We start from the raw sequence: 26113 nt of genomic DNA on the forward strand, positions 1-26113 counted from the left end.
TTCCTATTGGATAGCAAGGAGACCACTGCAAAGTGATTATCGGAAAAATAATGATTAAGCACATTTATAGCAGCCTGAATATGCGTAGACTCCTGTGGGAGGAAAGGCCTAGATGAGGCCACACAACGAGCAAAGCGAGTGAGGAGGCTCAACAGCCGCCCGCGGAAAGCGAAGCATATTCAGGATGCGGTAGTATACGAATCTATCCCCAATTTTTTTATAACCTTTTCAGTGGTCTCAAAAGGCGGAGTGTATTTCCGTAGCGGTCGGCTAAAATGTTATGTCGCAGTTTATTTCAAATACGTATTAAGAGAAACAAACGTAACGAAAGGATAAGTAGTTCCTTCCAAGTCAACTTGAGCATTGAATCTTTATCCCGATACAGTCTATTCGAAGGTTTTATTGTCGATTCCCTCTGCGAAAGCTAACTTATCAGGAAAAGGAAACAAAGTTAGCTTACTTTGGAAAGATAAAAATTGATAAATTGTTCATTCTTTTCTAAAATAGGTAGTATCTAAAATATCCGAGGTGGCAACATGCGTATCATTGCTGGCAAATTTAAAGGTAGACATTTAAAAGCAGTTTCTGGTTCATCGACAAGACCGACGGGAGATAAAATTAAAGAAGCCGTTTTTCATCGAATTGGTCCTTTTTTTGAAGGTGGTTCTTGTTTAGATTTATTTGCTGGTAGTGGATCATTAGGAATGGAAGCGATTAGTCGTGGAATGGACAAGGCAATCTTTGTTGATCATACTAATAGTGCAATTCGAACGATACATAAAAATATTCAACTATTGCAAATTGAACAACAATGTGAAGTATACAGAAATGATGCTTTGCGTGCAATCCAGTTGATGGGAAAAAGAAACATTGGCTTCGATCTCATTTTATTAGATCCACCTTACGATAAAATGAATTATGGAAAATTACTTAATGAACTTGAGAAGCAACATTTAGCCAATGATAATTGTATGATTTATCTCGAACATCGTCCAGAAGAAGAAATACCATTTAATAACAACTATTTTAAAATGGTTACAGAGAAAAAATATAGTACAACAACTTGCATTACGATTCTACAAGCAATCTAATAAACGTAAGGACTATCTTAGGGGGAATACATAGTGGAAAAGAAATTAGCAATTTGCCCAGGCAGTTTTGATCCAATTACAAATGGTCATTTAGATATTATAAGTCGGGGTGCCAAAATTTTTGATGAAGTAATTGTCGCTATTTTTAACAATCAGTCGAAAACACCACTTTTTACCGTACAAGAAAGGATTCATTTAATTGAGCAAGCAACGAAAGATCTACCAAATGTTTCCGTTGATGTATCTGATGGGTTATTAGTTGATTATGCAAGCAACCGGAATGCTCATGCAATATTAAGGGGACTTCGAGCGGTAAGTGATTTCGAATATGAGATGCAAATTACATCGATGAATAAAAAGTTGGAGCCGCATATCGAAACATTTTTTATGATGACGAATAATCAATATTCTTTTTTAAGTTCAAGTATTGTGAAAGAAGTTGCCAAATACAATGGGAAAATTAGCTGTTTAGTACCGAAAGTCGTAGAGGAAGCTTTAAGAGAAAAATTTCAGTAATCACAATTTTATATTAAATGTTTTGTTATACGGCTTCAAATAGCTGAGTCAATTTCATCAATAGCATAATTATAATAAATGATTTATCCGAACGATGACACTTACTTTATGTTCACTTTTCCGTGAATAAAAATGCTAAATACGTTGCTTTGTAGCGAAAGGCGATGACTCCTATGGGAAAAGCAAGAGAGGGAATGCAGACTTAGTGCGCCACGTCCTGGGACTGCGCGTACGCTCGTCCCGTCGAAAACTATCAAGGACTGCGATCACTTGTCCCACCGTATAAATTTGCACTAGCACGTCCTGTACGTCAGAGACTCCACAGTGAGCAAAGGCGGGCAAGGAGGCTCAAGCAGACCGTAGGAAAGTGTTCACCTATAGCGGAAAGCAACAGTTTTATTACATGTATCTTGTTTGGAGTAATCCTTGCTTCATTGAATGATGAAATGGACTCCGCTAATTTATTAGACATTCCTACAAGGAATTTAACGTGAATTTTTAATTTTTCTAGCAAATAAGATACAAACAGCTAAAAAAATACTTACGATCGTAACAATTGGACCGATCTGATAAAAATATTCTAGTAAGTGATAGGAATAACTATGTTGGTGTAATACTGGTGTATAATTTTGCTTTAAAGTAAACTTCTGCTCGAAATAACTTTTATACAAAATGATGGTTAAAATAGTGGCAATGATCGCATGTAAAATACGAGCAAAAAAGTAAGGATAAAACCTTATATCAGTTCTAGCGATAATACTAGCTACTTGAGCTTGGATAGAAAAACCATTAAAACCTAGAATAAAACTAACGACAGCAAGTTGAATAACTAATGGAACTTCAAGATTTGAGGTCATTTCGGCTCCCATCGTTATTTCAAATATTCCAGTAAATAAAGGGACGGTTATTTCACTAGGGATGTGGAACACATACATAAAAGGTGTTAGTACCAAGCGAAAGATATCAATAATGTTCAATAAATTTAATAAAGTTGTAAAGACCGAAAATAAAATAATAAACCCACCTATCATAATTAACGTTTGAATGGATGAAATGACGGAATCGCCAATAATTTGACCAAATGGACGGCGATCTTTCATTCGTGTGCGATGCATTTTTGTAAATGCTCTTACAAGCAAGTTACCATTATATTGATCTTGATAATTTTTTTTCGAGTCCCTCCCGTAAAAACGCATGCATATCCCAACAATAACATTGCCAAGATAATGACTAACGGCTATTAATAAACCAAGTTGTGCATGATGAAAAAAACCGACTGCGATCGCACCAAAGATAAATAATGGACTGGAAGCGTTCGAAAAAGAGACGAGTCTTTCCGCTTCGATGCGGGATATTTCGTTTTTTTCCCGTAATAGGACACTGATCTTCGCCCCTGATGGGTAACCGCTTGCCATCCCTACCATCCATGCAAAGCTGCCGACTCCTGGGACATTAAATAACGGGCGCATTACCGGTTCAAATAGGACACCAAGGAATTGAACAACACCAAAGCTAATTAATAGCTCTGCTGTGATGAAAAATGGTAGTAAAGATGGAAAAACGGTTTCCCACCAAGTATGGAGTCCACGGATACTGGCATGAAGTGATTCCTCTGGGAATACAATTAAAGATAGTGTAATAAATAAAGTAATAAGAGCTAAAAAGATTGATTTTATTTTTTGGTTCAATTAATTACCTCCTCAGGAAGTAGAGTGATTCCAGCAATATAAAAACTTGTCTTATTAACTATACGCATGTACCATACTTGATTATGATACATTTTTAGAAGTGTGGATGATGAAAACGGAAGGTGACGTTATGCGAATATCAAAAAGAACGATATTAATTACATTTATCATTACTCTGTTTGTTTTTTTTATGGCTACATATGATCTTCCGTATTATGTGTATAAACCCGGTCAAGCGGACAATTTAGATGATATCGTTGCAGTGGAGCATGGTTATACTAGTAAAGGTGATTTGCACTTAGTAACAGTTAGTGGCGGACAAGTGACACCAATTCAATATATTGCTGCAAAAATATTGCCATATCATGAAATGGTTCCGATTGAAGAAGCTAGACCAGAGGGAATCACAGATGAAGAATATATGCACTATCAACTAATGCTAATGGAGGGGTCACAGCATTCTTCGATGGTAGTCGCTTATGAAGCTGCAAATAAAGAAGTACATATTGACTTTAATGGTATTTATGTCATGAGTGTCGTGGAAAATATGCCTGCAGAGGGTATCATTGAAATGGGCGATAGAATCATCAATGTGGATGGAAAAGATATAAAAGAAGCAAATGAATTAGTCCATTATGTACAAGAGAAAAAGTCAGGTGAGTCAATTGAAGTAGTTATTGATCGTGACGGAGAAAAGAGAACGAAAACAATTGAAGTACAAACATTTCCAGATGATAAAGAAAAAGTAGGGATCGGTATCCAATTAGTTACAGATCAAAAAATAACCGTACATCCAGAGGTGGAAATTAAAAGCGGAAAAATCGGCGGACCAAGTGCAGGTTTAATGTTTGCACTTGAAATGTATAACCAATTAATGACAGAAGACATTACAAAAGGATATCATATTGCTGGAACGGGGGAAATTGATTTTGACGGCAACGTACATAGAATAGGGGGCATCGATAAAAAAGTCGTAGCCGCAGATCGCAAAGGAATCGAAATATTTTTTGCTCCGAATGAAAATGGTAGTGAAAACTCCAATTATATTACTGCGAAACAAACTGCCGAACAAATAGGGACAGATATGGAGATTGTTCCCGTTGATTCCTTTGACGATGCGTTAACTTATTTAGAAAAACTTGACCCTAAATAATAATTGGTAATTGAAATTCTTGTCTTCTTAACATGACTCGTTGTTTAGCTGGTAAAATCGAATAATATGCGTTTGTTGCTCTTTCATCGATCTGTAAAAGCTCGCTAGTATTTCTATTCAGATTTGTGATGAGAGGGATTTCAAGCACTTTTTTTCGTTCATTCAAATAAGCTTGTCCAATTTCGTTCATGCCTAAAAGACGAATATACGGTATTTCTTTTGCATGTAAAAACTGTTTCATTGCTTTTTTTGTCGTATTTGTTAATAGATGAACGAATGCCCTTTGGATTCTTACTTGGGTATAACGTTTTGTTTTTATCTTTTCGATCCAATCATGAAAAGATAGTGCATTCGTTGCTGTTTTTTTTAAGCGATGCTCTAAACCTTCATCTACACCATGGATTTTGGCAAGTTCCGCAGCATTCATCGTCATTACTTTATAGAGAAGGAATGGAAAGTATTGTTCCCAATGATGCCATAAAGTCGCTTTCCTTTTATATTGTTCAAATTGGTGTAAACTAGCTTTAGGTAATGCGTTCATTATTTTATCCGATATGCCATAAGCCATTACTTCTTTACGTATACTTGTTGCACTGGCAATTTTGTTTGAGATTGCCTCATCATGGTAATCATTTTGTACTCGTTTTATTGTCATTGCTTTCATCGGTAAGTTATCTTCCATGATCGATTTGACATAACTAAAGCCAAGAATATTATTCGGTTGAATTAAATTGATATCGTTTAGGCCGATGGCTTCATATGCCATACTACTAGCTTTCGGAAAAGAATAACCTTCCTTCAAGAATTGGCGAATCTTTTGATCGAATAACGCTTCATGTTGTCGTAAAAACACAATACCTTGTACAAATTGATCGATATTGCCCGACTCACTCCCAAAACAAATGGAGGATACACCTAAATGATGTAAAGAGCGAACAGCACCACTTGCAAAAAACGCACTACTTTGGACCGCATACGCGTAAGGCAGTTCGATGACAAGGTCAATACCAGATGCTAGGGCTGCTTTTGTACGGTGAAATTTATCAATAATGGCTGGTTCTCCTCTTTGTAAGAAGGAACCACTCATAATCGCAATCATACAGTTTGCATTTGACAGCTCTTTCGCTTTTTGCACATGGTATAAATGGCCATTATGAAATGGATTATATTCAACAATGACTCCACAAGCTTTCATTGGAACACTCCTATCCTATCATTAGTATCATTGTAGCAAAAAAAAATGGAAAAATGCAATTCATCTTTGCGAAATGGTTGACAAATAATGAATTTCCTTTTAAAATTACTCTTGTTGCCTAGAGGTGATATTTTATGAAATTTTCAACAGCGGAGATTAAGAATAAATCATTTGATGGGCCTTTTTATTTTGAACAAATAGTTGATGTGTCGGAACTAGAAACATTAAAAAATAATGATATAAAGCATATCGATCCTGTTCAAGTAAAAGGAATGTGTACGGTCGATAAAGATGAATTGATCTTCTCATTCTCTATTATCGGAAAGATGATCTTACCATGTGCACGAACATTAGTAGATGTTCCTTATTCTTTTCATTTTAATGTGACGGAAGTCTTTACAACTTCTGAACATATCGATGAAGAAGATGAGGAAAATGGTGTACATCAAATTTTTGAAGAAACACTTGACTTGAAACCGTATATCAAAGAAAATATTGTATTAGAAGCTCCTTACCGAGTATTTTCTGATGAAAAAGGACTCGAAAAAGGTGAGGGATGGGCGTTTTATATAGAAGACGAGCATCAAAAAGAAAAGCAAGAAACTATCGATCCCCGTTTAGCAAAATTACAAAAATTATTAAATAATGACGAAGAAGGAAAATCAAACAAATAATTTGATTTTCCGATTAATTGGTAGGTAAGAAAGATACAATACTTTCTTACCGCATTAGTGCAACGAAAGGCTAAATCGCTATGAAAAGGAGGTGTTCGTCATGGCAGTACCTAAAAGAAGAACTTCTAAAAAAGTAACGAACCAACGTCGTACTCATAAAAAATTACATGTACCAGGTTTAATTGAATGTTCAAATTGTGGAGAATTAACAAAACCTCACTATGTTTGCAAAGCTTGTGGACATTATGATGGAAAAGAAGTAGCAGAAAGCTAATTTGATAAGTAAAATCAGGGCAGATCACAAAAGTGATCTGTTTTATTTTTATTAAAAAACTACCTAAACCATAGATGCTGGGCGTGTATTCAGTTAGAATATGGTATGATAATAGTAAATGAATGAATAAAAGAGGAGATTCAATTTGTGTAAACTAATTACATACGAGGAAAATGATTACGGTACTATTTTTATCAATCGAGCCGAAAAAAGAAATGCAATTTCAGTTGAGATGGCTGAGCAATTGTCAGCACTTTTAGATCATATAAAGAATCATCCAATTAAATTTCTTCTTCTCAAGAGTGCTGGTACAGAGGCTTTTTGTGCAGGCGGCGATTTAAATGACTTCCATGAGCAATTAAATGAAGAACAAGCTTATGAAACACTCCACACGATGAAAGAAGTATTATTCAAATTAGTCACATTTCCTGTTCCGACGATTTGTTTATTACAAGGCAATGCATTAGGAGGCGGATGTGAACTTGCAACAGCTTGTGATATCCGATTTGCAAAAGAAAATACAAGATTCGGCTTTGTCCAATCAAATTTAGGCATCTTACCAGGATGGGGTGGTGGTGCTTTATTATATGAGAAAGTGCATACTAGTTTTGCTCTTCAATGGCTAACAGAAGGGAAAATGTATGATGCTCTCTTTTTGCAACGTAAAGGTTGGATTCATGAAGTCATCCAAACAAACGAATGGGCAAATGAACAAAAAATAGTACATCAATATAGTAAAAAGTCTATTGAACAAATGAAATATTTAAAGAGTCAATATGTAGAAGCATTATCCATACCAACTTTACTGGAAAAAATGGAGAAAGAGTCCAGCCGTTGTGCTAGTCTGTGGGAGTCTGAGGAACATCAATTAGTCGTTCAACAATTCCTTAATAAATAAAATAGAAATCTTTTCACTCCTTTTATTCTATCAGTGGCAAATGTTGCATACATTGATAGAAATGATCTAGGAGGAGAAACATGAGTAGACCGAGACAAGATGCGTGGACGAAGGATGAGGATGTTTTATTAGCAGAAATCGTTCTAAAGTATATTCGTAATGGTAGAACACAGCTAGAAGCGTTTAAACAGGCGGGAGAGGCATTGTCACGAACAGCAGCCGCTTGTGGTTTTAGATGGAATGCCACCATTAGAAAGAAGCACACAGAAGCGATTAATATGGCGAAAAACAATCGGAAACAATCGTTAATAGAAAAGGTTTCAACGATTAATAAAGAAGAACATGATACGATTGAATCGGCCATATCGATGTTGGAAAAAGTGAAAGAACATGTAGCAAGAAATCAAAGCGGAAAAAATGAAGAATTGGAGAAGTTATTGCAACATTTACAAGCCGAAAACAGTCGCTTAGAAAATGAAATTAAACGATACCAAGATGCTTGGACTGAAATGAAAAATATATGGGATTGGATTGAAAAAAATGAACATTAATTTTTATTAATGTTCATTTTATCTATCACCTATTTACTTTTGTTTTTCTTTCACTTTTTTTTCGCTATTATTTACTGAAGTATTGTGTGGAGGCTGAATAGCTTCTTTTACTCCAGAAGGCATCCAGATGAAAGGATTTTCTCCCAAGTCCCTTTCTAAATTATAAGATGCCATTTCAAAACCCATATGTTCCCAAAAATGATGCGAATCAATAATAGGATTCGTTTTAATAGGTACATTGTAGCTTTTAGCATAATCAACAAGCATTTTACCGTATCCTTTTTTACGATAATCTGGTAATACTTCCAGTTTGAATAATACTAAATAATCTTGCGGTGGATTGAAGTAATGATCATACTTTTTAGATCTTTCATAAAGACTCATTCTCGCTACTAAATTGTTTCCATAGTAGATCCCATAGAATGGTGATTTACTATCGTTTTCAACAATTTCATTTTGTAAATCTTCAAGCATAGACAATTCTTGATTTCCATAAGCTTGGAACCGCTTAAAATCCTCTAAAGTCTTATAATTGACTAAAAGTCTCTCTACTTTTACACCTGCCATAAGATCCTTTCCTTTCCACTTCTATATTGTTTATCTCTTTTATTTATTATAGTATAAATAAATGTATATTGTAATGTCACAACATGTTAAACTGATCGTATTTTCCTATACAAACATATATAATTTATTTATAACTAAGATGTTACGATTGTTTTAGTTTCGAGATCCAAGAAGTAGGCTATAGATTCAGTACCTAGTGCTTCATCATTGTACAGTGGAACGAAACTTTGCAGTAACTTCGAAATAGTGAATGCCCATCGCCACGGAAAAGGTTATAAAAAAATTGGGGATAGATTCGTATACTACCGCAACCTGAATATGCTTCGCTTTCCGTGGGCGGCTGTTGAGCCTCCTCACTCGCTTTGCTCGTTGTGGGGTCTCATCTAGGCCTTTCCTTCCACAGGAGTCTACGCATATTCAGGCTGCTATAAATGTGCTTAATCATTATTTTTCCGATAATCACTTTGCAGTGGTCTCCTTGCTATCCAATAGGAGTTTCTGTGTATTTCCTTCGCTGGGATGTGTTAATAGTACGAGACATTTGTTTTCACTATTCTGGTGGTTGTTTGGAGCGAAGGACCATTGACTCCTGTGGGAAAAGCGCGTGTCCGAAGACCCCGCAGAGTGGTTTTCTCGAGGAGGCTGAGGCCGTGCCCACGGAAAGCAATGGTCCGTAGAGGAAAACAACCTAGCAGTTACTGCGCAATTTATCTTATATATGTAACAACAAACTATTTTTAGAATGATACGTATTCGCAGCTTGTAGCCCCAATGTGTTACAAAGGGCTTTATAAATGAGTAGTCAAGGAAATCATTAGTAGCATACTGATCTTAACTATACGGAACACGTAAACTCATATTCATGGAGCAAAAGTTAAGCAATATTGTCTAAATGGAGGTGGAATAGATGGAGATAGGTGTTATTGGCGGAGGTTCCATCGGATTATTATTAACTAGTTATTTAGCAGACAAACATAAGATTACATTGTATGTAAATCGAAAAGCACAACAAAAACAAATCGAATTAAACGCTATTCGTTTATTAAAAGGATCGGTCAAAGAAAAGACTGCCGAAGTGTCAACAAGACGGATAACCGAATTACAACAGAAGGATTGTATATTCGTTTGTGTGAAACAACCGGAGATTGAGCAAGTTATTTCTCACTTTGCAAAAATAAATAAGGCGACTCCACTAATTTTTTTACAGAACGGAATGGGACATATTAAATATCTAGAAGAGCTACCCAATCCTTCCTATGTTGGCGTCGTTTCACATGGCGCCCATCGTGAGAATGATTACACGGTTAACCATTTAGGACAAGGGGAAATCACGCTTTCATCTGTTACTGGCGATGAAAAGCAATTGCGCTCTATGCTGAATCAATTAAACGACAACCATTTCCCATTTGCTCACGCTAATAATTGGAACGTATTATTAAAAAATAAGTTAATCATCAATGCGGTTATTAATCCATTAACTGCTCTTTTTGATGTGCCTAATGGGTCAATTATTACGAATAATCATCTTCATTTTTTAGCAAAAATGATTTGTAATGAAGCAGCGGCCGTTTTACAACTAGATCAAAAAATTGCGTGGGAAAAAGTTTTAACTACTGCTACAATAACAAGGGAAAACATTTCTTCGATGCGAGCAGATTTAATCCACAAGCGCCCTACCGAAATCGAAGCAATATCTGGTTATATTTTACATCAAACGAATGAAGAGCTCCCGTATACATCGTTTGCATATCATGCTATATTAGCTTTGGAACAAAAGAAGGAGAAATAGATAGATGAAAGAAGAAATCATACATAATTTACCATTTATCTTTATTATTATGCCATTAATTGCAACACTTACCTTGTATCAAATAAGCTTTTTTATTTTTAAGCATCGTTGGAAAGCAATCCATTTATCGGTTCAATGGACAGCTGTTTTTTATATTATTGCTGTAACAATTTTATTAGAAAAGCTTATTGAACAAAATATTATCGGTTATATTTTAATCGGACTTATTGTCACTTTAGCAGTCATTTTAATTATTCAATGGAAAAATAATACGGAGGTTATTTTATTAAATGGTTTAAGGGTTTTATGGAGAATTTGTTTTTTACTATTTGCAGTAACATATATGGTACTTATCTCATATGAATTATTTCAACTCATTTATATAAATTATGCAAATTGAAACAGATTACATGAAATGATACTTTGTTTCGAGTACAATAATGGGAGATAAAAGGTAAAGGAGTTTCTGAATCAATGCGGATCAAGCCTATCCAATTACAAAACTCAAATCAATTAATAAATGATTATCGAGCACAAAAAGAACAAATTAAAGATTTTTTTCATTATCACCCATTTGAAGACTTTGATAAACGAGTAACAGATTTAAAGAATCGGACATTTAATCGGGGAAAGTTAACGAGTATTTTACTTGAAATGAATAACGGTTGGGATGCACCTTCATCCACCTTACAACAAATAGATCGGTTAAAAGACGAAAATAGTGTTGTTATTATTGGTGGTCAACAAGCGGGATTATTAACGGGACCAATGTATACATTAAACAAAATTATTTCAATTATAAAATTGGCAAAAGAACAAGAAAATAAGTTACAAATTCCAGTCATTCCCGTCTTTTGGATTGCCGGTGAAGACCATGATTTTGATGAAATAAATCATATTTTTTCATTAAAAGATCAAAAAATATATAAACATACGACGAAACAAGCGGTAATGTCGAAAAAGTCAATATCACATCTTGAAATAGATAAAGAGAAAACATTCGTTTGGGTGGAACGAGCGTTTCGCGACTTGAAAGAAACAACTTTTTCAAAAACGATATTTGATCAAATTGTCTCTTGTTTAGAACAATCAAACAGCTATGTTGATTTTTTTGCAAGGCTCATTTATCAGCTATTCCCAGACGAAGGTGTCGTTTTAATCGATTCAGCTCATCCACTTATCCGCAACTTTGAAAGTAGTTATTTTAAACAATTTATTCAAAAGCAAAAATTACTGGCAAAGTCAATTTATGATACTGTTCAAACGTTACAGCAAAAAGGATACAGTATTCCATTAGAAGTGGAAGAAGATGATGCGAATCTTTTTTATCACGATGAAAATAATGAACGAATTTTACTAAAGCGTCTTGAAGAAATTTGGGTTGGGAAAAATGATGAAGTTGATTTAACAACAGAACAAATGATGGAAATTGCAGAATACTACCCGACACGGTTAAGTAATAATGTCGTTACAAGACCAATTATGCAAGAGTTACTTTTCCCCTCCTTAGCATTTGTGGGAGGGGATGGAGAAATAGCTTATTGGGCTGCATTAAGAAATGCTTTTCAACTCTTTGATCTGAATATGCCGCCTGTCGTTCCACGCTTATCATTTACATTTATTACGAGTAGAATAGAAAAGTTATTGGAAACACGTGTCATCGAACTAGAAGATGTCATTAACGATGGAATAGAAGATGTAAAAGTGAACTGGTTAATGTCGCAGCAAACCCCACCTGTTCAACAGCTTTTTAGCGAAGTAAAACAGAGTATAACCGAAGTTCATCGTCCTTTAAGGCACTTAGCTCAAACAATAAGTGCAGACTTTAGTGATGAAGCTCAGAAAAACTTGGAATACTTACATGAACATATTACCTATTTGGAGCAAAAAGCATGGAGAAAGCTATCTGATAAATATGAACGCCAACTGGGGCAGTTCGATGAAATTAATCATGCCTTAAGACCAAACCAAGTTTTACAAGAACGAATGTGGAGTCCACTTCCATTTGTCAATGAAAATGGTTTTGATTTCATAAAAAATGTTATTCAAATACCGAATCTATCGTTACAAAATAACCATTATGTCATTTTCTTTACATGAGAATATTGGGAACGAATCATACCTTTTCTAGTATTAGTAAATAAAAGATACTAGAAAAGGTATTTTTATGTCATTTAATTAGGTAAAAAGAATCATTTTTATAAAAAGTAAATTTTTCCATGAAAAACAAGTGGAGGATTGTGGGGGAATGTGGTAATATAATAACATGGAAGTGGTGAATGAACATGTTTATGGGGGAATATCAGCATAATATAGATGTAAAAGGAAGAATGATTGTCCCGTCAAAATTCCGTGAAGGGCTTGGAGAAAGCTTTGTTTTAACACGGGGTCTTGATAAATGTTTATTTGCTTATCCAATGGATGAATGGAGATTGCTGGAAGAAAAGCTTAAAAAGCTACCACTTACCAAAAAAGACGCCCGCAGCTTTACCCGCTTCTTCTTTTCAGGCGCGGTAGAATGCGAGGTCGATAAACAAGGAAGAATTAACATCCCACAAACATTACGAACGTATTCCAATTTAGAAAAAGAATGTGTCGTTATCGGAGTATCTAGCCGAGTTGAAGTATGGTCTAAAGAAATTTGGGAAGATTATTTTACACAATCAGAAGAGTCTTTTGCAGAAATAGCAGAGAATTTAATGGACTTTGATATTTAAAAGTAGGTGGGCAATGTTAATGAAGGAACATGAGAGTGTTTTAAGAGAAGAAGTAATCGAAAGTCTTGCCATAAAAGAAGACGGAGTATATGTCGACTGTACATTAGGACGGGCAGGGCATGCGAAAAAAATTGCATCCCATTTAAATGAAGATGGATTACTAATCGGATTTGATCAAGATATAGAAGCAATCGAGTCTGCAAAGGATCAATTACAACCATTTCACTCCATCTTAATACATGCAAATTTTCGTCATTTAAAGCAAGAGCTAAAGAAAAGAAATATTACAAAAATAGATGGAATTTTATTTGATCTAGGTGTATCTTCTCCGCAACTAGATCAAGGGGAACGCGGGTTTAGTTATAACCATGATGCAAAGCTTGATATGCGAATGGATCAAAGAGAGTCACTAACAGCCTATGACATTGTCAACACATGGTCATATGAACAATTAGTGAAAATATTTTTTACATATGGGGAAGAAAAGTTTTCCAAGCAAATTGCTAGAAATATTGAAGCGAAACGGAAAATAGCGGAAATTGAAACGACACATGACTTAGTAGAAATAATTAAGGAAGCAATTCCAGCGCCAGCAAGGAGAACAGGCGGCCATCCTGCTAAGCGTGTCTTTCAAGCATTACGAATTACAGTTAATGATGAACTTAAGAGTTTCAATGATGCATTACATCAAGCAGCAGAAATAATCGCAACAGGTGGTCGAATTGCTGTTATCACATTTCACTCACTAGAGGATCGATTATGTAAACTAGCTTTCCAAAAATGGAGCACTGAAAAACAAGTTCCGAGGGGTTTACCGATCATTCCGAAAGAATTTGAAGCACCATTTAGGCGGATTACAAAAAAGCCAATCATCCCATCAAAACAAGAGATAGCATATAATCGACGAGCGCGATCAGCAAAATTACGAGTAGTAGAAAAAGTTAAAGAATGGAATAACGAATTTACGTATGAGGAAGGATGGAGAAGATAATGAATACTAATCAAGCGAGGAACTGGCAACGAGACAATGTACAACCTGAAAGGCAACAACAAAAAAAGATTGTCGTAAAGGTAAGGAAAAATAGCTGGTTAACAAAAGGCGAGAAAATGATTTATGCTTTTTTTAGTTTGATATTAATTATGGTAGGCTTATATATTGTTTCTTTCTCATCCACAACAGACACGTTAAATCGTAATTTACAAAACATGGAACAACAAGTGCAACAGAAGAAACTTGAGAATGAAAGCTTAATGTTTGAAGTGAGCGAACTTAGTAAACCAGAGCGAATTACGAAAATTGCGAAAGAAAATGGGTTGAAAATTCAAGATACAAAAGTAAAACGGGCAATTCACTCAAACGATTAAGTTAGTCAGGATGGTTGGGATGAAAAAAAATAAAAAGACGAACATAATAGCAAGTTTCTTAATGATTATTTTTCTAGCGCTTTTTTTAGTCTTATCAGGCAGGTTTATTTATATTCAAGCTACTGGTGAAACAAATGATGTTTCATTAATTGAATGGGCAAATGAAAAGCGGGAAACAACCATCGTTTTACATGCAGAACGAGGAGAAATTTATGATCATAATGGAATGACCTTAGCGTATAATCGACCAACGTATCGAGTATACGCCATTCTTAATCCCGAATATTCCAAAAATCAGAAGAGTCCCAAACACGTAATAGATGTAGAAGATACAGCTGAAAAATTAGCACCCCTGATTAAGATGAAGCCGAAAGAAATATTAGATGTTTTAGAGAAAGGGATAGAACAAGAAAAATTCCAAGTGGAGTTTGGCAGGAATGGGAAAAATTTATCTCAACAAAAAATGGAAGAAATTAAGGACTTACAACTTCCAGGAATAAACTTTATTGAGGATTCGATTCGCTATTACCCGAATGGAATGTTTGCCTCCCATATCTTAGGGTTTGCCCGTAATGACGAGGATACGGAGGAACAAATCGGGATCTCTGGAATTGAAAAGGAAAGAAACGAATTATTAAGTGGAACAGACGGATATATTCAATATCAACGAGACAAATATGATAAAAAATTATTAAACCCAAATGAAGTGATTCAAAAACCAGAAGACGGAAATAACATTTATTTAACAACCGATCAAAAAATACAAACCTTGTTAGAGGATGTTCTTTCCCAAGTAGACGATAAATACGAACCAGAACGAATTACCGCAGTAGTCATGAATCCTAAAACGGGTGAAATTATTGCGATGAGTAATCGTCCAAGCTTTAACCCTAATAATCCTGATAATGTGGAAAATTGGTATAACGACGTCATTTCGACTCCATTCGAACCAGGGTCAACCGCAAAGATATTTACTTGGGCTGCTGCTATCGAAGAAGGAGTGTATAAGGGGGATGAATACTTCCAATCAGGTAAATATGTCGTCAATAAAAAAATTGATCCGATCAATGATCATAATAAGGGTGCGGGTTGGGGATCCATTACATATGATGAAGGCTTTCGCCGTTCATCGAACGTTGCCGCATCAAAACTTGTTTGGGAAAAACTCGGAACGGACACGTATCTAGATTATTTAATAGAGTTTGGCTTTGATGAAAAGACAGATATTGATTTACCTAATGAAGTTTCAGGGCAAATTTCTTTTGACTGGCCTTCAGATAAATTACGAACGGCTTTTGGGCAAAGTAGTACAGTAACACCGATTCAACAGTTAAAAGCCGCTTCAGCTATCGCTAATAACGGGAAAATGGTGCAACCTTATGTCATCAAAAAAATTGAAAACAGCGCAGATGGCTCCGTTATAGAGGAAAATGAACCGAAAATAGTTGGTGAGCCCATTTCTGAAGATACAGCTAAACAGATGATAGAACTTTTAGATTCAGTCGTGAACGGAGAGAATGGTACAGGAAAACCGTATCGATTGGATGACTATTCAGTTATCGGTAAAACGGGAACAGCGCAAATACCAAACCCTAAAGGGGGCGGTTATATGCAAGGCAGAGAAAATAATGTGTTTTCATTTTTAGGAATGGCCCCTAAAGATGATCCACAATTAATGATGCACGTTTCGGTAAAACAACCAAAATTGAAATCGACAGAATCAGGATCAACTCCCGTTGCGTTTATTTTTAAAAACGTAATGGAAAATGGGTTACATTATTTAAATATTGAACCGGATAAAGAAAAGTCAATTCAGCAAATAGAGACGATTCAGTTCCCAGCCATTATCGATAAAGATATTGCTTCTACTGAGAAACTGTTAAAAGAAATTGGTACGGACTATACAGTCATAGGAAAAGGAAAAAAAGTGGTTAGTGCAAACATAGAGGAAGGGAGCACGATTTCTTCTAATCAACGAATTATCGTTTTGACTGATAAACCAGAAATGCCGAATGTAAAAGGATGGTCAGGACGTGATATACTAAGTTTAGCGGATATGCTAGAAATAGAAGTTGAAGTAAAAGGCAATGGGTTTGTGAAAAAGCAATCGATTAAAGAAGGTACAAAGCTAGATAAAAACATGAAATTATCGGTTGAACTAACTTCCACACCATAATTATGGGACGGTAACTCTATCGGCTTTCATCATAAGATAGGGATTACCGTTCTATTCATTTTTTGAAAATCATATAGTAGATACAAGCTTATTATGTAAGGGGAGTATTTTAATGAAGCATGTATCGACTATTGTGATTAAAAAAAGAATGATCATCGCATTATCATTATTTGCTTTTGTCATTACCGTCATTATTGGTAGATTGGGATATGTACAATTCGTTATTGGACAAGATATTACAGAAAAAGCTACGGAGTCATGGCTTCGCGACATTACTTTCCAAGCTGATCGTGGAAATATATTAGATGTTCATGGGAATCCATTAACCGAAAACATCTCGGCCCCTTCTGTTATCGTTATCCCGAGACAAATTAATGATAAACAGCAAGTTTCGGAACATTTAGCGAGTATATTACAAATGCCAGTAAAAGATGCATATGAGTATGTAACAAAAAATGCTTCTAGTGTTCGCATCCATCCAAAGGGAAGAAAAATAACAAAAGAACAAGAAGAACAATTAGTGGAATTAAATTTGAATGGTGTTTATTTAGCGAAAGATTCTAAACGATTTTATCCATATGATGATTACCTATCCCATGTCCTTGGCTTCACAGGAATTGATAATCAAGGACTGATGGGACTTGAAATGGAGTATGATGAAAAGTTAAAAGGAACAAATGGAAGTCTTTCTTATTACTCTGATGCAAAGGGTAAAAAAATAACGGATTCCTCTAATGTTTATATCCCTCCAAAAGACGGATTACATTTAAAAACGACAATCGATTTAAATATACAAACAATAATGGAAAGAGAACTTAATTTAGCTCAAATTAAATATAATCCTGATGGGGCAATCGCAATAGCAGTCGACCCGAAAACTGGCGGTGTGTTAGCGATGTCTTCTCGTCCGAATTTTCACCCAGATAAATATAAAAAAGTGGATGCACATATTTTTGACCGTAATCTACCTATTTGGAGTACGTTTGAACCTGGTTCTACATTTAAAATTATTACGTTAGCAGCCGCATTGGAAGAAAAGCAAATCGACTTAAAAAATGATACGTTTTTTGATCCAGGATACATAAAGGTCGGTGGCGCTAAACTGAGATGTTGGAAAGCAGGGGGACATGGAAGTCAAACGATGTTGGAAGTCGTGGAAAATTCATGTAACCCGGGATTTGTTCATATCGGACAAAAATTAGGAGATAAAAAATTATTTCCCTATATTCGTAAATTTGGTTTTGGCTCTAAAACAGGGATTGATTTGCAAGGGGAAGGGTCAGGTATATTATTTAAGCCTGAACAAGTTGGACCAGTTGAACTTGCTACTACTTCTTTTGGCCAAGGGGTCTCTGTTACACCAATTCAACAAGTGATGGCAGTTGCTGCAACGATCAATGGAGGGTATTTATATGAACCATATATTGCAAAAGAATGGATTGACCCATTGACAAATGAAGTCGTCGAACAAATTGAACCGAACTTAAAAGAACGAGTAATATCTGAATCAACATCTAAGCAAATGCGTGAAGCACTTGAAAGTGTTGTAGCAAACGGAACAGGAAGACCTGCTTATGTAGACGGGTATCGAGTTGGTGGCAAAACCGGAACAGCGCAAAAGGTAGGACCAGATGGCAGGTATATGGCGAATAATCATGTTGTTTCTTTTATCGGATTTGCTCCTGCCGATGACCCACAAATCGTCGTCCTTGTCGCGATTGATAATCCTAAAAACACGGTCCAATTTGGCGGGGTTGTAGCTGCCCCTATTGTAGGTACAATGATTGAAGATAGCCTTAGGGTAATGAATGTTCCGATCCGTAAAGACGGTTTAGATAAGAAATATACATGGCCAGACCAACCGAAAGTGGAAGTACCTGATTTAATCGGTCTAACAAGAGAAGATCTTTTACATGATATGTCTAATTTTGATATTGAAGTACATGGCGATGGCGATTATATCATTGACCAGTCACCCGAAGCAGGAATTAAAATGGATGAAGGTGCAACCATAAGAATCTATTTATCTAATAAAATTGATCGTGAAAATAATTAATATCTGCTATAATAAATAGGGTTATTGTTAAAATTAGTTTGAGAAAATAATAAAGATGAAGGCTGTCTTCTCATAGATTGTGCTTTTTAATGAAGGCTTAATTACATGTACTAAAGCGACGTGAATACCGTAGACTCCCGCGAGAGCTAGTCTTTAAGGAATGGAAACTAAGTTCGCTGCGACCTGAGACGTGCATACTCGTCCCACCGTAAAAAGTGCACCAATACATCCTATGTATGCTGAAAGACACCGGAGTTAAGCAGGGCGGTTAGGCAACGCAACGCCTTTGGTCGCGGACTACGTAAATAATAATCTATACGAAAAGAGCCAAATTCAATTGATAAGAAAGGATTTTAATGATGCAACTTGAAGAAATTCTTTTCGCCTTACCATTTTATAAAACAAAACAATCAGTCGAAAATATACAGGTAAATGGAATGAAAATGGATCACCGTGATATTAAAGCGGGGGATATTTTTGTTTGTATAAAAGGTTTTACAGTCGATGGACATCGTTTTGCTCAGCAGGCGATTGACAATGGCGCCAATGTCATTATTGCAGAAAAGGAGTTAGACGTATCAGGTGCAATAATCATTATAGTGCCTGATACGACGAGGGCACTCGCTTTACTTGCTACAAAATATTATCAATATCCAACGAATCAAATTCCACTGATTGGTATCACTGGGACGAATGGAAAAACGACAACTACATATTTGCTAGAAGAAATATGTCAAAAACATAACAAAAAAACCGGTCTTATTGGTACGATTCAAGTGAAAATTGGTCATGATACATATGACATAAAAAATACAACACCTGATGCACTTCATTTACAACGACTTTTTAATCAAATGGTAGAAGAAAAAGTGGATATTGCTATGATGGAAGTATCTTCTCATGCGCTTGACTTAGGTCGTGTCTATGGATGTGACTTCGATATTGCGGTATTTACGAACCTATCACAAGACCATTTAGATTATCATCAAGATATGGACGATTATTTACGAGCTAAAACATTGCTTTTTACTGGGCTTGGAAATAGATATGAGGATAAAAAGAAATATGCCGTACTAAATATAGATGATCCTAACAGTGAATATATTAAAAAAAGTACTGCACAGCCTATTGTAACGTATGGTGTAAACGAAAAAGCAGATGTGATGGCAACAAATATTCACTACCATCTAAAAAGTACAACTTTTACTTTAGAAACACCAATTGGAGAAACGAACATTACGAGTCAATTAATCGGCACATTTAATATTTATAATATATTAGCTGCCGTTTCAGTTGCTATCTTACTAAAAGTACCACTAAAAACAATAAAAGAGGCGTTAGAAACTATTGCAGGTGTTGATGGCCGCTTTGAGCAAGTAACAGTAGGGCAAAAATTTGCTGTGATCGTTGACTATGCACATACACCAGATTCATTAGAAAACGTGCTCCAAACGATTAAAGAGTTTGCAGAACAGAAAGTATATGTTGTCGTCGGTACTGGAGGAGATCGTGATCGTACGAAACGTCCACTCATGGCAAATGTTGCGACTAAATATAGTGATGTAGCTATTTTTACATCGGATAACCCGCGAACAGAAGAGCCATTAGCGATCTTAAATGATATGACTTCTGGACTAACAGCAAAAAATTATCAAGTAATTGAAAACCGTAAAGAAGCGATTCATCATGCCGTTCAACTTGCTAATGATGGAGATATTATTTTAATAGCAGGTAAAGGTCATGAAACATATCAAGAAATTAATGGGATAAGATATGATTTTGATGATCGTGTCATTGCAAAAGAAGCGATTAAACAGAAGGGATATTGAGTGATGTTATTTACGTTACGTTATTTACAGGCTATTTTTCCCAGTGTTTCAGGGCTACTAGAGGAAGAGCTTGAAATAAAGCAAATAATGACAGATAGTAGAATGAAGCAAGAGGACGCTTTATTTATTCCAATCGTTGGAGAAAATTTTAATGGTCATGATTTTATTCACGATGCGATTGAACAAGGAGCAGTTGCTGCACTTTGGGAAAAATCAGTAGAAATACCAGAAAATATATCTTCTTCTTTCGTATTTTTTATCGTAGATGATACGATAAATGCATTACAACAATTAGCAAAATTTTATAAGAAGGAAATAAATCCAACGATCATTGGTATTACTGGTTCAAACGGAAAAACGACGACAAAGGATTTAATGGCAGCGGTGTTAAAGACAACATTTAATACTTGTGCAACAGTCGGTAATTTTAATAATCATATTGGTTTACCGTTAACTATTTTACAAATGAAGCGAGATACAGAAATGTTAATCCTTGAAATGGGAATGAACCATTTTCATGAAATTGATCTTCTAACAAAAATTGCTGAGCCTAATTTTGCCGTTATTACCAATATAGGTGAATCCCATATTGAACATCTTGGCTCACGTGAAGGAATAGCAAAAGCAAAACTTGAAATAAAGAATGGTCTACAAGCGGATGGACTATTAATTTTAGATGGTGATGAAGCATTACTTAAGTCGTTCGCAAATGATAAACAAGTCATTACTTGTGGATTTGGAATGGAGAATGATACGGTCATTTCGAATGTGCAATTAACCCATGATCAAACGACTTTCCAAATTGGAAATAATGAATATTATTCCATCCCATTGCTAGGAAACCATCAAGCTAAAAACGCAAGTTATGTTATCACCATTGCAAAAAAACTCGGGATCTCCATCGATAATATAAAGCTGGGGTTACAAGCACTTGAACATAGTCATATGCGTTTTGAGTTATTAAAAGGGAAAAATGGTGTGTCTATTATTAACGACGCATATAATGCATCTGCTACATCGATGAAAGCTGCAATAATGGTAATGAAGCAAATGGATGGATTTAACCAAAAAATTGTTGTGCTTGGTGATATATTAGAGCTAGGAGAGTATGCTAAAACGCTTCATCGTTCGGTTGCTGAGGTTATTGATCAACCGATCGATGTGTTATTTACTTACGGGAATCATGCTAAAATAATTTCAGATGAAGTGAAGAGAACAAAAAGCGGTATTAGAAGTAATCATTTTGACACAAAAGAGGCTTTATTAAAAGGGTTAGAAAATTATATACAAAAAGATACATTAATTTTATTTAAAGCTTCAAGAGGAATGGCATTTGAACAATTCATTCATGAAATAGTGTAATGATATGGGCGGTTTATAAAAGGAGGAGAAATCAATGAGTCTATACATAGTGATGATGGCATTAGCAATAAGCTTTTTAATTACCGTCCTATTGAGTCCAATTTTCATCCCATTTCTAAGGAGATTGAAGTTCGGACAGAGCATCCGGGAAGAGGGACCAGAATCACATATGAAAAAATCAGGAACACCGACAATGGGTGGAGTGATGATCGTCATAAGTATTACGATTACTTCGTCCATTATCGTTTATAAATTGTTAGACGGATCAGTCGGGTATGAATTTTGGTTATTAATATTTGTATTAATTGGCTATGGTTTATTAGGATTTTTGGATGATTTTATTAAAGTTGCAATGAAACGCAACTTAGGGTTAACGTCGAAACAGAAATTAGTTGGTCAATTAGTCATTGCAATTATCTTTTATATTACTTTACGAATGAATGAATTTCCGACATATATTCAATTACCTGGAACGGACATTCAGTGGGAATTAGGTTGGGCGTATGCATTATTAATTGTATTTATGCTTGTCGGTTCATCGAATGCTGTCAATTTAACGGACGGTTTAGATGGACTATTAGCAGGTACGGCAACGATTGCTTTTGGCGCATTTGCACTGCTCGCTTCCTATCATTATCCAGAATTTGAAATTGTGACGATCTTTTCATTAGCAGTGGTCGGCTCGTTAATTGGATTTTTAGTATTTAATGCACATCCAGCGAAAGTATTTATGGGAGATACGGGTTCTCTTGCCCTCGGCGGAGCCATTGCAGCGGTAGCGATCTTAACGAAATTGGAAATTATTTTAGTAATTATCGGCGGTGTTTTCGTGATTGAAACACTTTCTGTGATCATCCAAGTTATTTCCTTTAAAACGACAGGAAAAAGAGTGTTTAAAATGAGTCCACTACATCACCACTATGAATTATTAGGATGGTCAGAGTGGAGAGTAGTAACTACTTTTTGGCTGTTCGCAATTATCTTTGCAACAGTTGGAATCTATATAGAGGTGGCTTTATCTTGAAAACATTAGAAAACTTCCCATATGAACATGTACTAGTACTCGGATTAGCCAAAAGTGGTACAGCGGCTGCGAGAGTTTTATTAAATAGTGGCATCAACGTCATTGTGAACGACCATCATGCTAAAGAAGATGCGGAAATTGTCAAAGAATTACACGCAAAGGGTGCGAACGTCATCGTAGGGTCGCATCCTATTTCTATTTTAGATGAGGTGGAATTAATCGTTAAAAACCCTGGCATCCCATATAGTAACCCGATTTTAATCGAAGCAGAAAATAGAAATATCCCAATTATAACAGAAATAGAATTGGCAGCGAACCTTGCTACTGAAAGTGAAATAATCGGGATTACAGGATCAAATGGTAAAACGACGACAACTACATTAGTGGCGGAAATGTTAAACAAAAGTAATCAACCAGTTAAGCTTGCAGGCAATATTGGGATTGTTGCGACAGAGGTTGCTGAAAGCTTAGAAACAAACGATACATTATTATTAGAATTATCATCATTTCAATTAATGGGCGTACATTCGTTTCGTCCTCATATCGCTGTCCTATTAAATTTATTTGAAGCTCATATAGATTACCACGGTACCGTTCAAAATTATGAGCAGGCAAAAATGAATATTTTTCGTAACCAAGCAGCAAGTGATTATCTTATTTTTAATTTGGATGACGAAAAGGTAACAAGAGCAGTGAAACAAGCAAAAGCAAAACTAATTCCGTTCTCAGTAAGGCAAAAGCATATTAAAGGTGCATGGGTCAATAATGGTTATATTTACTTTCATGAGGAACCGATTATTGCACAAGAAGATATCGTTTTAGTAGGGGAACATAATCTCCAAAATATACTTGCAGCAATTAGTGTTGCGATACTATCTGGGGCTACCATAGCAGGAATTAAGAAGGTTCTTACAGAATTTATCGGTGTAAAGCATCGATTACAATATGTAGCAACCATTCATGGACGCCTATTTTATAATGATTCCAAAGCGACGAATATGTTAGCAACAGAAAAAGCATTACAAGCTTTTCAGCGACCAACTATATTGCTTGCTGGAGGACTAGATCGAGGAGATACGTATGAAGATTTAATTCCATCATTAAAACACGTAAAAGCAATGGTGTTATTTGGTGAAACGAAAGAGAAATTAAAAAGAACGGCGGAACAAGCGAACATTAAACATATTGAAGTAGTAGAAAATGTTGGTGAAGCAACAGAGGTTGCTTACAAACTTTCTGATGAAGGAGATGTTATTTTATTATCACCAGCTTGTGCTAGTTGGGATCAATATAAAACATTTGAAGAAAGAGGGGACATGTTTATCCATGCTGTGCATATATTAGCATAGGGGGATAAATACTTTCACCATGTTTGGCCAACTTCATATGACGATATCCCCCTTTGTTTTTTAAAAGGGGGCTTTTTTATGTTTAAATTTACGAATGATCAAAAAAGGTTACCGGATCTTACCTTGTTATTTATAGTCTTACTTTTACTTTTGATTGGACTAGTTATGGTATATAGCTCTTCTCATATTTGGGCTGTATACAAATATGATGATGCATTCTTCTTTGTGAAACGGCAGTTTTTATTTGCAAGTGTTGGCATATTAGGGATGTTCTTTCTTTATTTAATCCCTTATCATACGTGGAAAAAATACGTACATGTCATTTTATTTATTTGCTTTTTATTTTTATTACTCGTACTTGTACCAGGGATTGGAATTGTAAGAGGAGGCGCACAAAGTTGGATCGGAGTTGGCGCATTTAGTATTCAACCTTCTGAATTTATGAAATTAGGCTTAATTTTATATTTATCAAGTTATTTGACAACCCAAAAAAAAGCAATTACCTCTTTTACTAAAGGTTTTTTCTTTCCTATCGTCCTCATTTTTATCGTTTTTGGTTTTATTATGCTACAGCCCGATTTTGGTACTGGAGTTGTTTTAGTATCAACTTGTGTCCTGATGATCTTTATCGCTGGGACACGTTTAACATATTTTATTTATTTAGCACTACTAGGTGCTGTTGGATTTACATTATTAATTTTATCCGCACCATATCGCATTAGTCGTATCACTGCATACTTAAATCCGTGGGACGATCCATTAGGGGACGGGTTCCAAATTATTCAATCTTTATATGCTATTGGACCTGGTAAGCTAATGGGTGTCGGGTTCGGGAATAGTTTACAAAAGTACTTTTATTTGCCGGAACCTCAAACAGATTTTATTTTTGCTATTATTGGAGAAGAGTTCGGCTTTATCGGTGCAACGATTATCATCATCTTATTTTTTATTCTTTGTTGGCGTGGAATTCGAGTTGCATTACATGCTGTAGATTCCTTTGGACGCTATGTTGCATTTGGGATTATCGCAATGATTACGATTCAAGTAATGATCAATATTAGTGTAGTGATCGGTTTAATTCCAGTAACAGGGATTACTTTACCTTTTTTAAGTTACGGGGGTTCTTCGCTTACTTTAACACTTTGTTCGATTGGTATTTTGTTAAATATTAGCGCATATACAAAAAATTAAATTTTAATTACAATACAACTCTATTATATTTTTAAGCTTATAATAGGAGGGGATTATGTGAAATTTAATCTACTTCCGAATTTCTTGATGGCAAAATCGATAAATAACGCAAAGCAATATTTTTTCTATCTTTACTTAATTTTGTATGGATAATTTTCAGCCCCTAGTTATGAAGAGTAATCGCCTTGTTTTATTGTTGTTTTAACACCTTAGTAATAGCATGTTTAATTTCTTCATATCCAGTGCAACGGCAAATATTTGATTGTAGCCAATTTTTAATTTGATAGTCATCAGGATTAGGATGATGTGCAGCCAAAGCATAACAATTCATAATGAAACCCGATGTACAATACCCACATTGAAACGCAAATTCATCAATGAATGCTTTTTGAATAGAGGTTTGATGAAGTCCTTCAATTGTTATAATCTCATGATTTTCTGATTCCATTGCGAGCACAAGACAAGATTTCATCGGTCTTTGATCAAAAAGAACTGTGCATGCACCACAATCTCCATTCTCACAACCTGGTTTTGCACCAGTTAAACCAAGATTTTCACGCAGTGTATGTAAAAGTGTGTCTGCTGGCCTAACATAAATACGTCTTTTCTCATGATTTACCGTTAATTCTATCGATTGTAACAAATATA

General features: G+C 35.4%; 24 protein-coding genes. 20 read left to right on the forward strand and 4 right to left on the reverse strand.

Features of this window, described 5'->3' with window-relative positions:
* Positions 1 to 536 precede the first annotated feature (536 nt).
* Entirely contained in the window at positions 537 to 1091 is a 555-nt protein-coding gene (rsmD, locus tag DFR56_RS04970; protein WP_110394343.1) for a 16S rRNA (guanine(966)-N(2))-methyltransferase RsmD, read from the forward strand.
* 33 nt (positions 1092 to 1124) lie between these two features.
* Complete coding sequence (coaD, locus tag DFR56_RS04975; protein WP_110394344.1) at positions 1125 to 1607, forward strand: pantetheine-phosphate adenylyltransferase; 483 nt, start codon at positions 1125 to 1127, stop codon at positions 1605 to 1607.
* A 485-nt stretch (positions 1608 to 2092) separates the two neighbouring features.
* On the opposite strand, the gene ylbJ is transcribed toward coaD, so the two are convergent.
* Positions 2093 to 3295 (reverse strand): sporulation integral membrane protein YlbJ, encoded by a 1203-nt coding sequence (gene ylbJ / locus DFR56_RS04980; protein ID WP_110394345.1) that lies wholly within the window; start codon positions 3293 to 3295, stop codon positions 2093 to 2095.
* A 130-nt stretch (positions 3296 to 3425) separates the two neighbouring features.
* Between ylbJ and DFR56_RS04985 the strand changes: the two genes are divergently transcribed.
* Positions 3426 to 4448: a SepM family pheromone-processing serine protease gene (locus DFR56_RS04985; protein WP_110394670.1), complete on the forward strand. Its 1023-nt coding sequence runs from the start codon at positions 3426 to 3428 to the stop codon at positions 4446 to 4448.
* Here the strand turns inward: DFR56_RS04985 and DFR56_RS04990 are convergent.
* Entirely contained in the window at positions 4441 to 5643 is a 1203-nt protein-coding gene (locus DFR56_RS04990; RefSeq protein WP_110394346.1) for a nucleotidyltransferase, read from the reverse strand. The genes DFR56_RS04985 and DFR56_RS04990 overlap by 8 nt on opposite strands.
* Before the next feature lie 134 nt (positions 5644 to 5777).
* Between DFR56_RS04990 and DFR56_RS04995 the strand changes: the two genes are divergently transcribed.
* From DFR56_RS04995 to DFR56_RS05010, 4 genes are all read left to right on the forward strand, one after another.
* A complete protein-coding gene (locus DFR56_RS04995; protein WP_110394347.1) occupies positions 5778 to 6317 on the forward strand; it encodes a YceD family protein in 540 nt (179 codons plus the stop codon).
* A gap of 100 nt (positions 6318 to 6417) precedes the next feature.
* The gene (gene rpmF, locus DFR56_RS05000; protein WP_110394348.1) at positions 6418 to 6591 is read left to right on the forward strand and encodes a 50S ribosomal protein L32; all 174 of its coding nucleotides are present in this window, start codon (positions 6418 to 6420) and stop codon (positions 6589 to 6591) included.
* Between the two features lie 145 nt (positions 6592 to 6736).
* The gene (locus tag DFR56_RS05005; RefSeq protein WP_110394349.1) at positions 6737 to 7489 is read left to right on the forward strand and encodes an enoyl-CoA hydratase/isomerase family protein; all 753 of its coding nucleotides are present in this window, start codon (positions 6737 to 6739) and stop codon (positions 7487 to 7489) included.
* Positions 7490 to 7569: 80 nt separating this feature from the next.
* Positions 7570 to 8040 carry an RsfA family transcriptional regulator gene (locus tag DFR56_RS05010; RefSeq protein WP_110394350.1) on the forward strand — a complete coding sequence of 157 codons (471 nt, stop codon included), beginning with the start codon at positions 7570 to 7572 and terminating at the stop codon, positions 8038 to 8040.
* A gap of 33 nt (positions 8041 to 8073) precedes the next feature.
* Here DFR56_RS05010 and DFR56_RS05015 read toward each other — a convergent pair whose 3' ends face one another.
* A complete protein-coding gene (locus tag DFR56_RS05015) occupies positions 8074 to 8607 on the reverse strand; it encodes an N-acetyltransferase (protein WP_110394351.1) in 534 nt (177 codons plus the stop codon).
* Between the two features lie 907 nt (positions 8608 to 9514).
* Between DFR56_RS05015 and DFR56_RS05020 the strand changes: the two genes are divergently transcribed.
* The 13 genes from DFR56_RS05020 to spoVE all read left to right on the forward strand — a co-directional run bounded on the left by DFR56_RS05020 (position 9515) and on the right by spoVE (position 25465).
* The gene (locus DFR56_RS05020; protein ID WP_110394352.1) at positions 9515 to 10396 is read left to right on the forward strand and encodes a ketopantoate reductase family protein; all 882 of its coding nucleotides are present in this window, start codon (positions 9515 to 9517) and stop codon (positions 10394 to 10396) included.
* A 4-nt stretch (positions 10397 to 10400) separates the two neighbouring features.
* Positions 10401 to 10796: a DUF3397 family protein gene (locus tag DFR56_RS05025; protein ID WP_110394353.1), complete on the forward strand. Its 396-nt coding sequence runs from the start codon at positions 10401 to 10403 to the stop codon at positions 10794 to 10796.
* Positions 10797 to 10870: 74 nt separating this feature from the next.
* The gene (gene bshC, locus DFR56_RS05030; protein ID WP_110394354.1) at positions 10871 to 12496 is read left to right on the forward strand and encodes a bacillithiol biosynthesis cysteine-adding enzyme BshC; all 1626 of its coding nucleotides are present in this window, start codon (positions 10871 to 10873) and stop codon (positions 12494 to 12496) included.
* A 185-nt stretch (positions 12497 to 12681) separates the two neighbouring features.
* Positions 12682 to 13113: a division/cell wall cluster transcriptional repressor MraZ gene (mraZ, locus tag DFR56_RS05035; RefSeq protein WP_110394671.1), complete on the forward strand. Its 432-nt coding sequence runs from the start codon at positions 12682 to 12684 to the stop codon at positions 13111 to 13113.
* Between the two features lie 19 nt (positions 13114 to 13132).
* On the forward strand, positions 13133 to 14104 hold the full coding sequence (gene rsmH, locus DFR56_RS05040; RefSeq protein ID WP_110394355.1) for a 16S rRNA (cytosine(1402)-N(4))-methyltransferase RsmH: 972 nt from the start codon (positions 13133 to 13135) through the stop codon (positions 14102 to 14104).
* Positions 14104 to 14478, forward strand: a complete 375-nt coding sequence (gene ftsL / locus DFR56_RS05045) for a cell division protein FtsL (protein WP_110394356.1) — start codon at positions 14104 to 14106, stop codon at positions 14476 to 14478. Before rsmH ends, ftsL begins: the two co-directional genes overlap by 1 nt.
* Before the next feature lie 19 nt (positions 14479 to 14497).
* Positions 14498 to 16654 carry a penicillin-binding protein gene (locus DFR56_RS05050; RefSeq protein ID WP_110394357.1) on the forward strand — a complete coding sequence of 719 codons (2157 nt, stop codon included), beginning with the start codon at positions 14498 to 14500 and terminating at the stop codon, positions 16652 to 16654.
* Between the two features lie 112 nt (positions 16655 to 16766).
* Positions 16767 to 18710, forward strand: coding sequence for a stage V sporulation protein D (locus tag DFR56_RS05055; protein ID WP_110394358.1), 1944 nt, complete (start codon positions 16767 to 16769; stop codon positions 18708 to 18710).
* Positions 18711 to 19069: 359 nt separating this feature from the next.
* Entirely contained in the window at positions 19070 to 20539 is a 1470-nt protein-coding gene (locus tag DFR56_RS05060) for a UDP-N-acetylmuramoyl-L-alanyl-D-glutamate--2,6-diaminopimelate ligase (protein WP_110394359.1), read from the forward strand.
* A 3-nt stretch (positions 20540 to 20542) separates the two neighbouring features.
* On the forward strand, positions 20543 to 21901 hold the full coding sequence (locus DFR56_RS05065) for a UDP-N-acetylmuramoyl-tripeptide--D-alanyl-D-alanine ligase (protein WP_110394672.1): 1359 nt from the start codon (positions 20543 to 20545) through the stop codon (positions 21899 to 21901).
* 34 nt (positions 21902 to 21935) lie between these two features.
* Complete coding sequence (mraY, locus tag DFR56_RS05070; protein WP_110394360.1) at positions 21936 to 22925, forward strand: phospho-N-acetylmuramoyl-pentapeptide-transferase; 990 nt, start codon at positions 21936 to 21938, stop codon at positions 22923 to 22925.
* The gene (gene murD / locus DFR56_RS05075; RefSeq protein ID WP_110394361.1) at positions 22922 to 24274 is read left to right on the forward strand and encodes a UDP-N-acetylmuramoyl-L-alanine--D-glutamate ligase; all 1353 of its coding nucleotides are present in this window, start codon (positions 22922 to 22924) and stop codon (positions 24272 to 24274) included. The genes mraY and murD overlap by 4 nt, the downstream gene beginning before the upstream one ends.
* A gap of 78 nt (positions 24275 to 24352) precedes the next feature.
* A complete protein-coding gene (spoVE, locus tag DFR56_RS05080) occupies positions 24353 to 25465 on the forward strand; it encodes a stage V sporulation protein E (RefSeq protein WP_110394362.1) in 1113 nt (370 codons plus the stop codon).
* 190 nt (positions 25466 to 25655) lie between these two features.
* Here spoVE and DFR56_RS05085 read toward each other — a convergent pair whose 3' ends face one another.
* Positions 25656 to 26108, reverse strand: a complete 453-nt coding sequence (locus DFR56_RS05085) for a (2Fe-2S)-binding protein (RefSeq protein WP_110394363.1) — start codon at positions 26106 to 26108, stop codon at positions 25656 to 25658.
* Positions 26109 to 26113: the final 5 nt, after the last annotated feature.

The organism is Pseudogracilibacillus auburnensis (assembly GCF_003201975.1).
GTDB classification, from domain to species: Bacteria; Bacillota; Bacilli; order Bacillales; family Amphibacillaceae; genus Pseudogracilibacillus; species Pseudogracilibacillus auburnensis.

What these genes read in the sequence shown, in the direction of transcription:
- DFR56_RS05050 (WP_110394357.1), top strand. Translation starts at nt 14,498, where the DNA reads ATGAAAAAAAATAAAAAGACGAACATAATAGCAAGTTTCTTAATGATT.
- DFR56_RS04985 (WP_110394670.1), top strand. Translation starts at nt 3,426, where the DNA reads ATGCGAATATCAAAAAGAACGATATTAATTACATTTATCATTACTCTG.
- DFR56_RS04990 (WP_110394346.1), bottom strand. Translation starts at nt 5,643, where the DNA reads ATGAAAGCTTGTGGAGTCATTGTTGAATATAATCCATTTCATAATGGC.
- DFR56_RS04995 (WP_110394347.1), top strand. Translation starts at nt 5,778, where the DNA reads ATGAAATTTTCAACAGCGGAGATTAAGAATAAATCATTTGATGGGCCT.
- DFR56_RS05065 (WP_110394672.1), top strand. Translation starts at nt 20,543, where the DNA reads ATGTTATTTACGTTACGTTATTTACAGGCTATTTTTCCCAGTGTTTCA.
- bshC (WP_110394354.1), top strand. Translation starts at nt 10,871, where the DNA reads ATGCGGATCAAGCCTATCCAATTACAAAACTCAAATCAATTAATAAAT.
- rpmF (WP_110394348.1), top strand. Translation starts at nt 6,418, where the DNA reads ATGGCAGTACCTAAAAGAAGAACTTCTAAAAAAGTAACGAACCAACGT.
- mraZ (WP_110394671.1), top strand. Translation starts at nt 12,682, where the DNA reads ATGTTTATGGGGGAATATCAGCATAATATAGATGTAAAAGGAAGAATG.
- ftsL (WP_110394356.1), top strand. Translation starts at nt 14,104, where the DNA reads ATGAATACTAATCAAGCGAGGAACTGGCAACGAGACAATGTACAACCT.
- rsmH (WP_110394355.1), top strand. Translation starts at nt 13,133, where the DNA reads ATGAAGGAACATGAGAGTGTTTTAAGAGAAGAAGTAATCGAAAGTCTT.
- rsmD (WP_110394343.1), top strand. Translation starts at nt 537, where the DNA reads ATGCGTATCATTGCTGGCAAATTTAAAGGTAGACATTTAAAAGCAGTT.
- DFR56_RS05015 (WP_110394351.1), bottom strand. Translation starts at nt 8,607, where the DNA reads ATGGCAGGTGTAAAAGTAGAGAGACTTTTAGTCAATTATAAGACTTTA.
- DFR56_RS05010 (WP_110394350.1), top strand. Translation starts at nt 7,570, where the DNA reads ATGAGTAGACCGAGACAAGATGCGTGGACGAAGGATGAGGATGTTTTA.
- DFR56_RS05060 (WP_110394359.1), top strand. Translation starts at nt 19,070, where the DNA reads ATGCAACTTGAAGAAATTCTTTTCGCCTTACCATTTTATAAAACAAAA.
- DFR56_RS05055 (WP_110394358.1), top strand. Translation starts at nt 16,767, where the DNA reads ATGAAGCATGTATCGACTATTGTGATTAAAAAAAGAATGATCATCGCA.
- spoVE (WP_110394362.1), top strand. Translation starts at nt 24,353, where the DNA reads ATGTTTAAATTTACGAATGATCAAAAAAGGTTACCGGATCTTACCTTG.
- mraY (WP_110394360.1), top strand. Translation starts at nt 21,936, where the DNA reads ATGAGTCTATACATAGTGATGATGGCATTAGCAATAAGCTTTTTAATT.
- DFR56_RS05020 (WP_110394352.1), top strand. Translation starts at nt 9,515, where the DNA reads ATGGAGATAGGTGTTATTGGCGGAGGTTCCATCGGATTATTATTAACT.
- DFR56_RS05025 (WP_110394353.1), top strand. Translation starts at nt 10,401, where the DNA reads ATGAAAGAAGAAATCATACATAATTTACCATTTATCTTTATTATTATG.